The organism is Sphingomonas fuzhouensis (assembly GCF_034659795.1).
GTDB classification, from domain to species: domain Bacteria; phylum Pseudomonadota; class Alphaproteobacteria; order Sphingomonadales; family Sphingomonadaceae; genus Sphingomonas; species Sphingomonas fuzhouensis.
Genome location: NZ_JAXSQY010000011.1, coordinates 1 through 12,759, shown reverse-complemented (window position 1 = coordinate 12,759; position 12,759 = coordinate 1). Strand labels below are relative to the sequence as shown.

At 65.1% G+C, this 12,759-nt stretch carries 14 protein-coding genes; 12 read left to right on the top strand and 2 right to left on the bottom strand.

Annotated features, from left to right (window positions below; all coding sequences use genetic code 11):
* Nucleotides 1–50 precede the first annotated feature (50 nt).
* On the top strand, nucleotides 51–500 hold the full coding sequence (locus U1H82_RS17455; protein WP_322966248.1) for a c-type cytochrome: 450 nt from the start codon (nucleotides 51–53) through the stop codon (nucleotides 498–500).
* A gap of 102 nt (nucleotides 501–602) precedes the next feature.
* On the opposite strand, the gene U1H82_RS17450 is transcribed toward U1H82_RS17455, so the two are convergent.
* A complete protein-coding gene (locus U1H82_RS17450) occupies nucleotides 603–1,823 on the bottom strand; it encodes an NADP-dependent isocitrate dehydrogenase (protein WP_322966247.1) in 1,221 nt (406 codons plus the stop codon).
* Nucleotides 1,824–1,965: 142 nt separating this feature from the next.
* On the opposite strand from U1H82_RS17450, the gene U1H82_RS17445 reads away from it, so the two are divergent.
* Nucleotides 1,966–2,688, top strand: a complete 723-nt coding sequence (locus U1H82_RS17445; RefSeq protein WP_322966246.1) for a phosphatidylserine decarboxylase — start codon at nucleotides 1,966–1,968, stop codon at nucleotides 2,686–2,688.
* 11 nt (nucleotides 2,689–2,699) lie between these two features.
* Nucleotides 2,700–3,524 (top strand): CDP-diacylglycerol--serine O-phosphatidyltransferase, encoded by an 825-nt coding sequence (gene pssA, locus U1H82_RS17440; RefSeq protein WP_322966245.1) that lies wholly within the window; start codon nucleotides 2,700–2,702, stop codon nucleotides 3,522–3,524.
* Here pssA and U1H82_RS17435 read toward each other — a convergent pair.
* Nucleotides 3,460–3,942, bottom strand: coding sequence for a hypothetical protein (locus U1H82_RS17435; protein WP_322966244.1), 483 nt, complete (start codon nucleotides 3,940–3,942; stop codon nucleotides 3,460–3,462). The genes pssA and U1H82_RS17435 overlap by 65 nt on opposite strands.
* A gap of 125 nt (nucleotides 3,943–4,067) precedes the next feature.
* Between U1H82_RS17435 and rpsB the strand changes: the two genes are divergently transcribed.
* From rpsB to bamA, 9 genes are all read left to right on the top strand, one after another.
* Nucleotides 4,068–4,877 (top strand): 30S ribosomal protein S2, encoded by an 810-nt coding sequence (gene rpsB, locus U1H82_RS17430; protein ID WP_322966243.1) that lies wholly within the window; start codon nucleotides 4,068–4,070, stop codon nucleotides 4,875–4,877.
* Nucleotides 4,878–5,037: 160 nt separating this feature from the next.
* The gene (tsf, locus tag U1H82_RS17425; RefSeq protein WP_322966242.1) at nucleotides 5,038–5,973 is read left to right on the top strand and encodes a translation elongation factor Ts; all 936 of its coding nucleotides are present in this window, start codon (nucleotides 5,038–5,040) and stop codon (nucleotides 5,971–5,973) included.
* Between the two features lie 328 nt (nucleotides 5,974–6,301).
* Entirely contained in the window at nucleotides 6,302–7,027 is a 726-nt protein-coding gene (gene pyrH / locus U1H82_RS17420) for a UMP kinase (RefSeq protein ID WP_322966240.1), read from the top strand.
* Nucleotides 7,028–7,030: 3 nt separating this feature from the next.
* Complete coding sequence (gene frr / locus U1H82_RS17415; RefSeq protein ID WP_007404456.1) at nucleotides 7,031–7,588, top strand: ribosome recycling factor; 558 nt, start codon at nucleotides 7,031–7,033, stop codon at nucleotides 7,586–7,588.
* An 89-nt stretch (nucleotides 7,589–7,677) separates the two neighbouring features.
* On the top strand, nucleotides 7,678–8,346 hold the full coding sequence (gene uppS, locus U1H82_RS17410; RefSeq protein WP_375339555.1) for a polyprenyl diphosphate synthase: 669 nt from the start codon (nucleotides 7,678–7,680) through the stop codon (nucleotides 8,344–8,346).
* 53 nt (nucleotides 8,347–8,399) lie between these two features.
* Nucleotides 8,400–9,167 (top strand): phosphatidate cytidylyltransferase, encoded by a 768-nt coding sequence (locus U1H82_RS17405; RefSeq protein ID WP_322966301.1) that lies wholly within the window; start codon nucleotides 8,400–8,402, stop codon nucleotides 9,165–9,167.
* Entirely contained in the window at nucleotides 9,167–10,324 is a 1,158-nt protein-coding gene (dxr, locus tag U1H82_RS17400) for a 1-deoxy-D-xylulose-5-phosphate reductoisomerase (protein WP_322966239.1), read from the top strand. The genes U1H82_RS17405 and dxr overlap by 1 nt, the downstream gene beginning before the upstream one ends.
* On the top strand, nucleotides 10,321–11,457 hold the full coding sequence (gene rseP / locus U1H82_RS17395; protein ID WP_322966300.1) for an RIP metalloprotease RseP: 1,137 nt from the start codon (nucleotides 10,321–10,323) through the stop codon (nucleotides 11,455–11,457). The genes dxr and rseP overlap by 4 nt, the downstream gene beginning before the upstream one ends.
* A gap of 79 nt (nucleotides 11,458–11,536) precedes the next feature.
* Nucleotides 11,537–12,759, top strand: a 1,223-nt coding sequence (gene bamA, locus U1H82_RS17390; RefSeq protein WP_322966238.1) for an outer membrane protein assembly factor BamA, incomplete at its 3' end; no start/stop codon positions are given.

Sequence of the window (12,759 nt, the reverse complement as noted above, 5' to 3'; positions counted from 1 at the left end):
GGGCGATTCGTCCAATGGGGCGGGCGGCTTGGCGGGGGGTAGGGCGGGGCATGATATCGTTCCGTGCCCTGTCCGCCCTTTTGCTCCTGTCCTGTCTGACGCTTGCCGCTTGTGGTGATGATGGCCGGGCCGCGCGGTTGAAGGCGGCGGGGCCCAATCCGTCGCTCGACGCGCTGATGCGGGTCGCGGATGCCGATGCGGGCGCACGGACCTTCGGCCAGTGTCTGGCCTGTCACACCATCGGCAAGGGACAATTGGACCGGGCAGGCCCCAATCTGCACGCCATCATGGGCAAGCCGGTGGCGGGTGGTAGCGCGCGTTTCGGCTATACGGCGGCGCTGGAGCGGGTTGGCGGGCATTGGGACCGGGTGACGATGGACCATTGGCTGGCTTCGCCGCAGCGCTTTGCGCCGGGGACCAAGATGACCTTTGCCGGGCTGTCCGATCCGCTCGATCGAGCGGACGTCATCGCCTATCTGGAGCGGGAAGGGCGGGAATAGCCGCGCGGCAGGCAGCGGGGTTTCGTCCAAGGCAGGTGGCGCATAGAAAAAGGGCCCGAAAGCAATGCTTCCGAGCCCCTTCCTTGCATCTGTCGGTAAGACTTACTGCCAGTTGCCCATTTCGGTTTCGAGATTGACGCGGATCGCCTCGAAGAACTGCTCGGTGGTCATCCAGGGCTGGTCCGGGCCGATCAGGATGGCGAGGTCCTTGGTCATCTGGCCGTTCTCGACGGTCTTGATGCAGACCTTTTCCAGCGTCTCGGCGAAGCGCACGACGTCGGGCGTGTTGTCGAACTTGCCGCGATACTTCAGGCCGCCGGTCCAGGCGAAGATCGACGCGATCGGGTTGGTCGAGGTCGCCTTGCCCTGCTGGTGCTGGCGATAGTGGCGGGTCACGGTGCCATGCGCCGCTTCCGCTTCGATCGTCTTGCCGTCCGGGGTCATCAGGACCGAGGTCATCAGGCCCAGCGAGCCGAAGCCCTGCGCCACGGTGTCCGACTGCACGTCGCCGTCATAGTTCTTGCAGGCCCAGACGAATTCGCCGTGCCACTTCAACGCCGAGGCGACCATGTCGTCGATCAGGCGGTGCTGATATTCGATGCCCGCCGCCTTGAACTGCTCGGCGAATTCGGCGTCGAACACTTCCTGGAAGATATCCTTGAAGCGGCCGTCATAGGCCTTCAGGATGGTGTTCTTGGTCGACAGATAGACCGGCCAGCCGCGGTTCAGGCCATAGTTCATCGAGGCGCGCGCGAAGTCGCGGATCGAATCGTCAAGATTGTACATGCCCATGGCGACGCCCGCCGCGGGGAAGTTGAACACCTCCTCCTCGATCGACTCGCCATTCTCGCCTTCCCACTTCAGGGTCAGCTTGCCCTTGCCGGGGACCTTGAAATCGGTCGCCTTATACTGGTCGCCAAACGCATGGCGGCCGACGACGATCGGGTGGGTCCAGCCGGGAACGAGGCGAGGAACGTTCTTGATGACGATCGGCTCGCGGAACACCACGCCGCCCAGGATGTTGCGGATCGTGCCGTTGGGCGACTTCCACATCTTCTTCAGGCCGAATTCCTCGACGCGCTGCTCGTCGGGGGTGATGGTCGCGCACTTGATGGCGACGCCGTACTTCTGGGTGGCGTGGGCGCTGTCGATCGTCACCTGGTCGCTGGTCGCGTCGCGGTTCTGGACCGACAGGTCGAAATAGGCGAGCTCGATGTCGAGATACGGCTTGATCAGGCGCTCGCGAATCCATTCCCAGATGATCCGGGTCATTTCGTCGCCGTCGATCTCCACGACGGGGGTGTTTACCTTGATCTTCGCCATATGCGCATCCTTCAGATTAGGCGGGTTTGCCACGCGTCTAGGGGAGGGGGCGCGATGGATCAACCACCCCTTCGGATCGGCGAAAGGGCCGGGGCGAACCGAAAAGATTGTGCGACGGCCGGTGGACAGGTAAACAGGTCCGATGCCTTCGCTTGAAAAGCCTCCCATCGCCACCACCACGGTCAAGTGGCGTTTTCCCGCCGTCCATCCCGAAGGGCGCAAATATGTGCTGATCGGGGCGGGCCTGACCCTGCTGGCCACCCTCGTCACCAAGGTGCTGTTCTGGCCGTTCGTCGGCCTGTGCATCTGGATCGCGGCGTTCTTCCGCGATCCCATCCGGACCACGCCGCAGGGCGACGACCTGATCGTCGCGCCCGCCGACGGGCTGGTCACGATGATCCAGCGCGTGCCGATCCCGCGTGAACTGGTCGGCGAACTGGGCGAGGCGCCGCTGGTCCGGGTATCGATCTTCATGTCGGTGTTCGACGTGCACATCAACCGCACGCCGGTTGCGGGTGTCATCCGTCAGGTCGTCTATATCTCGGGCAAGTTCCTGAATGCCGACCTGGACAAGGCATCGGACGAGAATGAGCGCCAGCATTTCGTGGTCGAGGGGCGCGACGGCCGCAAATACGGCTTCACGCAAATTGCCGGTCTGGTCGCACGGCGCATCGTCGGCTTCGTCAAGCCGGGGGATATGGTCGCTGCCGGTCAGCGCGTCGGCCTGATCCGCTTTGGCAGCCGTGTCGACGTCTATCTGCCCGACGATGTCACGCCGCAGGTCTGCCTGGGCCAGCGGTCGGTCGCGGGTGAGACGGTGATCGGCCGGGTCGGCGGCAAGCCGATGACCGGCATCGCGCAGTAAGTCTAAACCCGATGGCCCTTTCCCCCCGTTTCGCGCGTCGCCGTGCCGATGGTGCCCCGCCACGCGGTCTTCCCCTGCGCGCGATCATTCCCAATGCGGTCACCGCGCTCGCTTTGTGTTCCGGGCTGACGGGGGTGAAGTTCGCGATCGCCGGATCGTGGGAAGCGGCCGTCGCCATGATCATGGTGGCGGCGGTGCTCGACGGGCTCGATGGGCGGATCGCGCGGCTGTTGCGGGGCGAGAGCCGGTTCGGGGCCGAACTCGATTCGCTGTCCGACGCGATTTCCTTCGGCGTCGCGCCGGCGCTGATCCTCTATCTCTGGTCGCTGCAAAACCTGCCGCGCATCGGCTGGATCTGCGCCGTGCTACAGGCGGTATTCTGTGCCCTGCGTCTGGCGCGCTTCAATTCGCAACTCGATGTCGCCGATCAGCCGCGCAAGACCGCTGGCTTCTTTACCGGCGTTCCGGCCCCTGCCGGGGCTGGGCTGGCGATGTTGCCGCTTTATCTCTGGTTCTGGACCGGCGAGCCGATCTTCGCCTCGCCCTATCTGGTCGCGCCTTGGGTTGCCTTCATCGCGTTGCTGATGGTGTCGAGCCTGGCGACCCTGTCCTGGACCTCGTTCCGTCTGCGCCGCAATGTGCGGTTCGAGGCGCTGGCGATCATCGTGCTGGTCGGTGTGGCCTTCCTCTCGGCACCGTGGCACGCATTAACCGCCGTGTGTCTTGCCTATCTGGCCAGCATCCCGATTACCATGATCGCCTATGCCCGCCTCAAGCGGCAGCGCGGCGGCGGATCAGCGACGAAGGGGCAGGCGAGCCCGCCGCCCAGCGCCTGACGGCGATCCGATGCTCGGCCACGACCAGCGTGGAGAGCGGGGTGAAGGCCGGTTCGACATGGCCAGTCGCCAGATGAAGGATGCGACGCCATTGGGGTGCGATCATCATCGCAATGGTGGTCAGGGCTGCCACCAAGGCGCCCGTGAAAACCAGAACACTCACCACGATCATCATGATGTCAGCCTCCTGCCGTACGTTACGAACCGGCATATTAACCCGGCCGTAACCATTGATTTTTCCGTCCAGTTCCGTCGCCAAAACGGCGACATCAGGATGAACCGTGCCAAATCCGCGACGTTGCGAAAGCGTTATGCGACGGTCAACCTGTGTACCCTGTTGTGATCGCTTTATGTTCCGCCGATGTTCCTCTGTCAACCGCCCTTGGAACAAAAGTGAACGCTGCATCGCGCTTGCCATCGAGTTTTCGATCGGCTAAGCGCCCGGCCCTCAACACCGCATGGGAAGCATCATATTTCGGTGCGCATGGGCTTCGCCCGCCGCGTCATCCGCTTCCCAGAGGACTAACCGGAAGGAATTATCTTATGGCGGCACCCGTCGTCACCATGCAGCAGCTGGTCGAGACCGGCGCGCACTTCGGCCACCAGACCCACCGCTGGAACCCGAAGATGAAGCCCTACATCTTTGGCGACCGCAACGGCGTTCACATTCTCGACCTGTCGCAGACCGTGCCGCTCTTCGCGCGCGCCCTCGAGTTCATCAGCTCGACCGTCGCTGGCGGTGGCAAGGTCCTGTTCGTCGGCACCAAGCGCCAGGCGCAGGAGCCGGTCGCCGAGGCCGCTCGCCGTGCGGGCCAGCACTTCGTCAACCATCGCTGGCTGGGCGGCATGCTCACCAACTGGAAGACGATCTCGAACTCGATCAAGCGCCTCAAGACCCTTGAAGAGCAGCTGTCGGGCGACACGCACGGCCTGACCAAGAAGGAAGTGCTGAACCTGACCCGCGAGCGCGACAAGCTCGAGCTGTCGCTGGGCGGCATCCGCGACATGGGCGGCATCCCGGACGTGATGTTCGTGATCGACGCCAACAAGGAAGAGCTGGCGATCAAGGAAGCCAACACGCTGGGCATCCCCGTCGTCGCGATCCTCGACTCGAACGTCTCGCCCGACGGCATCGCCTTCCCGGTTCCTGCGAATGACGACGCCAGCCGTGCGATCCGTCTGTACTGCGAAGCCGTTGCCATCGCCGCGACCCGTGGCAACAACGAGCAGCAGCGCCGCAGCGGCACCGACTTTGGTGCGATGGCCGAGCCGCCCGTCGAGGAAGCGCTGACCGTCGCTCCCGCCGACGTCGCCGAGCAGGCGGTCGAGGCCGAGCGTCAGCTCGACGCGTAATCGCGTGACAAGAGCCCCGCGGTGCGGGCGGGGCGATCGTCGACCGGATGGGGCATCTCGCCGGTCGATGACATCGGCTTGACATGCAAGCCGTGCTAAGGGCCGCCTCCGATGGGGCGGCCCTACCCGCATCCCCCTTTTCAGACAGAGGAATCAGACAATGGCCGATATCACCGCAGCGATGGTCAAGGACCTGCGCGAAAAGAGCGGCGCGGGCATGATGGACTGCAAGAAGGCGCTGGCCGAGGCGAATGGCGACATGGACGCCGCGCTGGACTGGCTGCGCACGAAGGGCCTGGCGGCCGCGCAGAAGAAGTCGAGCCGTACCGCCGCCGAGGGTCTGGTCGGCGTCGCCACCAATGGCACCGTCGGCGCCGCCGTCGAAGTGAACTCGGAAACCGACTTCGTTGCCAAGAACGACCAGTTCCAGGCGTTTGTGAAGGACGTGACCGCGATCGCGCTGAAGACCAGCGACGACATCGAAGCGCTGAAGAATGAAGCGATGCCGCAGGGCGGCACCGTCGCCGAAGTGCTGACCAACAACGTTGCGACGATCGGTGAGAACCAGTCGCTGCGTCGCGCCAAGCGCCTCGAAGTGTCGAAGGGCGCGGTCGTGTCCTACGTCCACAACCAGCAGGCGCCGGGCCTGGGCAAGATCGGCGTGCTGGTCGCGCTGGAGTCGGACGCCGCCGACGACGTGCTGCAGTCGCTGGGCCGTCAGCTGGCGATGCACATCGCCGCTGCCTTCCCCAAGGCGCTGAACGAGGAAGACCTGGACGAGGCCGAGATCGAGCGTGAGCGCGCGATCGCGACCGAAAAGGCTGCCGAATCGGGCAAGCCCGCCGACATCATCGCCAAGATGGTCGAGGGTTCGATCGCCAAGTACCGCAAGGAGCACGCGCTGGTCAGCCAGCTGTTCGTGATCGACGGCAAGACCAAGATCAGCGACGTCGTGGCGAAGGCCGGCAAGGACGCCGGTGCCGAGATCAAGCTGGTGGACTATGTCCGCTTCCAGCTGGGCGAGGGCATCGAGAAGGAAGCGTCGGACTTTGCGGCCGAAGTGGCGGCGGCTTCGGGCGTTCCGCAGAAGGCGTAATTCCTGTGCCGTCCTGTAATGGGACGGTGATGGCAAAGGGGAGCGGCTGCCGCAAGGTGGCCGCTCTCTTTGTGTTTGGGGCTTCCTGAAATCCTCCCTGAGCTTTGCTCGGGGAGGGGGACCGCGCCCGCAGGGCGTGGTGGAGGGGCATGGCCGGTTCGTCTTGGCCCCTCCACCATCGCTGGCGCGATGGTCCCCCTCCCCAAGCGAGCTTGGGGAGGAATGGAATGCTCCACGAAAATCCCCACGGTCCGCCGCTCCATGGTTGCCCGCTGGCCGGTCGCCGCCTAAGGTCCGCGCCACTTTCATCACCAAGATCCGAGAAACGATGACCACCCCGCGCTTCAAACGTATCCTTCTGAAATTGTCGGGTGAGGTCCTGATGGGCGAGGGCGGCCTGGCCATCTCGCCCGAGATCACCGCGCGCGTGGCGCAGGAGATCGCCGATGTCCGTGCCAAGGGCTATGAGCTGTGCATCGTCGTCGGCGGTGGCAATATCTTCCGTGGCCTGTCGGCGGCGGCCAAGGGGATCGAGCGGGCGACCGCCGATTATATGGGCATGCTGGCGACCGTGATGAACGCGCTCGCCGTGCAGAATGCGCTGGAGCAGATCGGCGTCGACACGCGCGTCCAGTCGGCCATCCCGATGTCGAGCGTGTGCGAGCCGTTCATCCGCCGCCGTGCGGAGCGCCATCTGGAAAAGGGCCGCGTGGTGATCTTTGCCGCCGGTGTCGGCTCGCCCTTCTTCACCACCGACAGCGGCGCTGCGCTGCGTGCGGCAGAGATGAAGTGCGACGCGTTGTTCAAGGGCACCAGTGTCGACGGCGTCTATGATGCCGATCCGAAAAAGGTGTCGACCGCGACCCGCTACGAAACCGTCACTTTCTCCAAGGTGCTGTCCGACGACCTGAAGGTCATGGACGCCTCGGCCATCGCGCTGTGCCGCGACAACAATATCCCGATCGTCGTCTTCAACATCCGCGAGCATGGCAATTTCGGTGCCGTGCTCGCTGGCGAAGGCGTGTCGACGATCGTCCAGAACGCAGGAGCTTAAATCATGGCAGCCTATGACAAATCCGATCTCGAACGCCGCATGCAGGGTGCGGTCGAATCGCTGAAGCACGATCTGAACGGCCTGCGCACCGGCCGCGCCTCGACCGCGCTGCTCGATCCGGTGACGGTCGAGGTCTATGGCAGCCACATGCCGCTCAACCAGGTCGCGACCGTCTCCGCGCCCGAGCCGCGCATGCTGTCGGTGCAGGTGTGGGACAAGTCGAACGTGTCGTCGGTCGAAAAGGCGATCCGCTCGGCCGGTCTGGGCCTGAACCCGATCAACGACGGCCAGACGCTGCGCCTGCCGATCCCCGACCTGACCGAGGAGCGCCGCAAGGAGCTTGCCAAGCTGGCCAACAAGTATGCCGAGAGCGCGCGCATCGCGGTGCGCAACGTGCGCCGCGATGGCATGGACAGCCTGAAGACCGACGAGAAGAAGGGCGTCTTCGGCGAGGACGAGCGCAAGCGCCACGAGACCGAGGTGCAGAAGCTGACCGACGCCACCATCGCGGAGCTGGATGCGGCGGCGGCGGCCAAGGAAAAGGAAATCCTGGGCAAGTGAGTCCTCCGGCCGCCTCGGCCCAGACGGCTCTGGGGTCGCTGGTGGCCGTGCCCGATACGGGTGCGGTCCCGCGTCACGTCGCGATCATCATGGACGGCAATGGTCGCTGGGCCAAACGCCGTCTGCTGCCCCGCTTCGCCGGTCACAAGGCCGGGGTGGATGCGGTGCGCCGCATCGCGCGTGCGGCGCGCAGCCTGGGGATCGAGGCGCTGACCCTCTATGCCTTCTCCTCGGAGAATTGGCGGCGGCCGGAAACCGAGATCAGCGACCTGATGGGGCTCTTGCGCATCTTCCTGCGCAAGGATCTGGCCGAGTTGGTGTCGGACAATGTCCGGTTGCGGGTGATCGGCGACTATCGCCGCTTCGCGCCCGATCTGGTCGCGATGATCGACGATGCGATCGCCCGCACCGAAAGCAATAGCGGCCCGATCCTGGCGATCGCGCTGAATTATGGTGCGCAGGCCGAACTGGTCGAGGCGACCAAAAGGTTGGCGGCAAGGGTCGCGGCGGGCGAGATGACCGCCGACGCGATCACGCCGGATGCGATCGAGGCCGAGTTGCAGACCAACGGCCTGCCGCCGCTCGACCTGGTCATCCGCACCTCGGGCGAACAGCGGCTGTCCAACTTCCTGCTGTGGCAGGCGGCCTATGCCGAATTGCTGTTCGTCGATACGCTCTGGCCCGATTTCGACGAGGCGGCGCTGGCCGATGCGGTGGCGGAGTTCGGCCGTCGGAACAGGCGTTTCGGCGGCCTGTGACCGATCCTGAAATCCCGTCGACCGGCACGCCCGATCCGGCTCCGGTCAAGAGCATGTCCAACCTGACCAAGCGGGTCCTGGCCAGCATCGTGATGATCGCGGTGGCCAGCGTCTGTCTCGCGCTGGGCGATCTGGCCTTCTGGCTGCTGGCGGTCGTCGTCGCCCTGTTCATGATGGCCGAATGGTCGGACCTGCTGAAGGTCGATGCCAAGCAGAAGCGGCTGGCCCAATTTGCCCTGTCGGTGCCGCTCGCCATCATGGCGCCGGGGCTGGCGGCGGGACCGGGCTTTTTTGCGCTGGGGCTGATCGCGGCGACCTTCTTTTTCCTGACCATCGTATCGCGCCGTCCAGAGTTCGGGGCGGGGGCGCTGTATGTCGGACTGCCGGTCTTTTCGCTGCTGGCGATCCGGCTGCATTCGGACGGGCTGGTGTTGTCGCTCTGGTCGATGGCGCTGGTCTGGGCATGCGATAGCGGGGCGTTCTTTGTCGGGCGGCAGTTCGGTGGGCCCAAGCTCGCCCCCAGTATCAGTCCGGCCAAGACCTGGTCGGGCCTGTTTGGCGGCGTCGCGGCGGCGACCTTGCTCGCGGTGCTGATGCGCTGGGGGCATGACCTGCCGCTGCATCTGGTCATCGCGACGCCGGTGCTGGCGGTGCTGGCCCAGATGGGCGACCTGTTCGAGAGCGCGCTCAAGCGGCGGGCAGGCGTCAAGGACAGCGGCAATGTCCTGCCCGGTCATGGCGGCGTGATGGACCGGCTGGACGGTATCGTGCCGGTCGCGCCGATCGCTGCGCTTCTGATCTTCTTGCCGGACCTGTTCTGATGCGCAGCGTAACCATTCTGGGCGCGACCGGATCGGTCGGCACCTCGACGCTGGACCTGATCGAGCGCGAGCCCGATCGCTACCGCGTTCGCGCGCTGACCGCGAATTGCGACGTCGCCAAGCTGGCGGCGGCGGCGAAGCGGACCAAGGCCGAACTGGCGGTGGTCGCGGACGAAAGCTGTCTGCCTGCGTTGCGCGATGCGCTGGCCGGAACCGAAACCCGCGTTGCGGGTGGGCGGGCCGCGGTGATCGAGGCGGCGGCCTTGCCGGTCGACTGGACGATGGGCGCCATCGTCGGATGCGCGGGACTTGAACCCGCCATGGCCGCGATCGCCAATGGCGGCACGGTGGTTCTCGCCAATAAGGAGCCGCTCGTCTCTGCGGGCGAGGTCGTGCTGGCGGCGGCCGCCAAGGCAGGGACGACCTTGCTCCCGGCCGATAGCGAGCATAACGCCATCTACCAATGTTTCGACTTCGCGCGGCCCGAGCGGGTGCGGCGGATCGTGCTGACGGCCAGCGGTGGGCCATTTCGTGAGGCGAGCCTTGACGAGATGCGCGGTGTGACGCCCGAACAGGCGGTCGCCCATCCCAACTGGTCGATGGGCGCCAAGATTTCGGTCGATTCGGCGACGATGATGAACAAGGGGCTGGAACTGATCGAGGCCGCCCGCCTGTTCCCCGTGCCGTCCGACCGGATCGAGATCGTGCTGCACCCGCAATCGGTGATCCATTCGGCGGTCGATTATGTCGACGGGTCGATGCTGGCGCAGCTGGGTCCGTCGGACATGCGCGTGCCGATCGCGCATTGCCTGGCCTGGCCCGACCGGATGCCGACACCGATGGCGCCGCTTGATCTGGTTGCCTTGGGACGGATGGACTTCGCCGCACCCGATCCGGTGCGCTTCCCCGCGCTGCGATTGGCACGGGCCGCACTGGAGGCGGGCGGGGCCGCGCCCGCCATATTGAACGCGGCCAACGAGATCGCGGTCGCGGCTTTTCTTGCCAAACGGATCGGCTTCCTCGAAATTGCCGCAATCGTCGAACATGTTCTTCATCGCTACGACCCGGCCCCGCCGGAAACGCTCGATGCGGTGATTGCGATCGATGCGGAGACGAGGGTGATCGCGGCCGAGCGCGTTGAGGATTGCGTCGTTTGATCGAAACCCCCGGCCTGTTGCTGACCGTCCTGGCCTTTATACTCGCGCTCGGCCCGCTCGTGTTCGTGCACGAGATGGGTCATTATCTCGCCGGGCGGTTGTTCGGGGTGAAGGCGGAGACCTTCTCCATCGGTTTCGGCCGGGAAATCGCGGGCTTCACCGACAAGCGCGACACGCGGTGGAAGATCGGCTGGCTGCCGCTGGGTGGTTACGTCAAGTTCGCAGGGGACATGAACCCCGCCAGCCAGCCCGACGCCGCCTGGCTGTCGCTGCCCCCCGAGGAGCGCGCCCGGACCTTTCAGGCGAAACCGGTATGGCAGCGCGCGATTATCGTGGCGGCGGGCCCTGCGATCAACTTCGTCGCGGCGATCCTGATCCTGGCGGGCTTTGCCTATGCTTATGGCGAGGCCGTGGTGCCGCCGGTCGTGGGACAGATCATGCCGGGCAGCGCGGCAGCGGCGACCGCCCTGCGCCCCGGCGACCGGGTGACGGCGATCGACGATCGTGCCGTCACCGACTTTGCCGACATCGCCCGCTATGTGCAGATTCGGGCGGGCGACCGGGTGACGATCACCGCGACGCGGGACGGCACCCCCTTTACGACCAGCGCGACGATCGGCACCGAGCAGCAGCGCGACCGTTTCGGCAACAGCTACCGCATCGGTCGTCTCGGCCTGCGCGGCGCGGGCATGGTGGATATCCGGCCGGTCAGCCTGTTGCGCGCGCCCGTCGTCGCGGTCGAGCGGACGGCGGAGATCGTCCGGATGATGGTCGAGACTTTGGGCCAGGTGATTTCGGGCCGCCGCTCGGTCAAGGAACTGGGCGGGCCGGTATCGATCGCCAAGGTGTCGGGCGAGCAGATGTCGCTGGGCCTCGACGCCTTTGTTTTCTTCGTGGCGCTGGTTTCCATCAATCTAGGGTTCATCAACCTCTTGCCAGTGCCGATGCTGGATGGCGGTCATCTTCTTTTCTATGCGATCGAGGCCGTGCGGCGGCGCCCCCTGGAGCCGGTGGCGCAGGAATGGGCGTTTCGCGGCGGTTTGATCGCAATCCTGGCCCTGATGCTCTTCGTGACGTTCAACGATCTGGGCAATTTGGGGCTATGGAAAAACATCCGCAGCTTGATCGGCTGACGCCGATGGGGCAGGGCGCGACGACGACAGGGGTCGGTTCGACTTTTCTGGGGTGGGTTTGGTGACAGCAATGACGGGTATGAAGACTGTGCGCGCGGGCGCCATATTGCTGGCGGGCACGATGCTGTCGGGTGTGCCCGTCATGGCACAGACCGCGCCTGCCACGCCGGGCGCGGGTACGACACCGGGGGCGGCACCCACGCCGCTGATCGCCCCGGCGCCGGTGCGCACGATCAAGTCGCTGCGCGTCGAGGGTGCGCAGCGTATCGAGCCCGAGACGGTGTTGTCCTACACCAAGCTTCGGGTCGGCATGCCCTATACGCCCGAAACGCTCGACCAGGCGCTGAAGGACCTTCAGGCGTCCGAGCTGTTCGCGGATTTCTCGATCTCCGGCGTGGAGACGGGCGACATCGTGCTGCGCGTGCGTGAGAACCCGATCATCAACCGGGTCATCCTGGAGGGCAACAAGCGCCTGAAGGAAGACAAGATCAAGAAGGAGATCAAGCTCGCGCCGCGGCAGATCTTCACCCGGACCGCGGTTCGCCAGGACGTGGCCCGCATCATCGAGCTGTATCGCCGCCAGGGCCGGTTCGGCGCGGTGGTCGAGCCCAAGATGGTCAATCTCGACCAGAACCGCGTCGACGTGGTGTTCGAGATCAGCGAGGGGCCGAAGTCCAAGGTCCGCCAGATCAACATCATCGGCAACGAGAAATTCTCCGACGATCAGCTGCGCGGTGCGATGTACACCAAGCAGTCGCGCTGGTTCCGTTTCCTGTCCTCGGCGACCAGCTATGACCAGGATCGCCTGGCCGCCGACCAGCAGAAGCTGCGCCTCTTCTATCTGACCAACGGCTATGCCGATTTCCGTGTGACCAGCGCGGTGGCCGAGCTGACCCCGGACAAGAAGGACTTCATCATCACCTATGTGGTGGAGGAAGGTCCGCGTTATAAGTTCGGCGACGTCAAGGTCGACAGCCAGATTCGCGACTTCGACAATGCCAAGCTGGCCGCCTCGCTGCCCATGAAAAAGGGCGACTGGTACAACGCCAAGCTGATCGAGGATTCGATCGACAGCCTCAGCCAGACGGCGGGTCTGTTCGGCTATGCCTTTACCGATGTGAACCCCGACTTCCAGCGCGACAAGGACGCGCTGACCATGTCGATCACGTTCAACATCGCCGAAGCCAAGCGCACCTATGTCGAGCGGATCGACATCAACGGCAACACGCAGACGCAGGACAAGGTCGTCCGCCGCGAAATCCGCGTGGCCGAGGGCGACGCCTTCAACAGCTTCCAGGTGCG

Coding starts and splice junctions, on each gene's coding strand:
- U1H82_RS17455 (WP_322966248.1), top strand. CDS start 51: ATGATATCGTTCCGTGCCCTGTCCGCCCTTTTGCTCCTGTCCTGTCTG.
- U1H82_RS17450 (WP_322966247.1), bottom strand. CDS start 1,823: ATGGCGAAGATCAAGGTAAACACCCCCGTCGTGGAGATCGACGGCGAC.
- U1H82_RS17445 (WP_322966246.1), top strand. CDS start 1,966: ATGCCTTCGCTTGAAAAGCCTCCCATCGCCACCACCACGGTCAAGTGG.
- pssA (WP_322966245.1), top strand. CDS start 2,700: ATGGCCCTTTCCCCCCGTTTCGCGCGTCGCCGTGCCGATGGTGCCCCG.
- U1H82_RS17435 (WP_322966244.1), bottom strand. CDS start 3,942: ATGGCAAGCGCGATGCAGCGTTCACTTTTGTTCCAAGGGCGGTTGACA.
- rpsB (WP_322966243.1), top strand. CDS start 4,068: ATGGCGGCACCCGTCGTCACCATGCAGCAGCTGGTCGAGACCGGCGCG.
- tsf (WP_322966242.1), top strand. CDS start 5,038: ATGGCCGATATCACCGCAGCGATGGTCAAGGACCTGCGCGAAAAGAGC.
- pyrH (WP_322966240.1), top strand. CDS start 6,302: ATGACCACCCCGCGCTTCAAACGTATCCTTCTGAAATTGTCGGGTGAG.
- frr (WP_007404456.1), top strand. CDS start 7,031: ATGGCAGCCTATGACAAATCCGATCTCGAACGCCGCATGCAGGGTGCG.
- uppS (WP_375339555.1), top strand. CDS start 7,678: ATGGACGGCAATGGTCGCTGGGCCAAACGCCGTCTGCTGCCCCGCTTC.
- U1H82_RS17405 (WP_322966301.1), top strand. CDS start 8,400: ATGTCCAACCTGACCAAGCGGGTCCTGGCCAGCATCGTGATGATCGCG.
- dxr (WP_322966239.1), top strand. CDS start 9,167: ATGCGCAGCGTAACCATTCTGGGCGCGACCGGATCGGTCGGCACCTCG.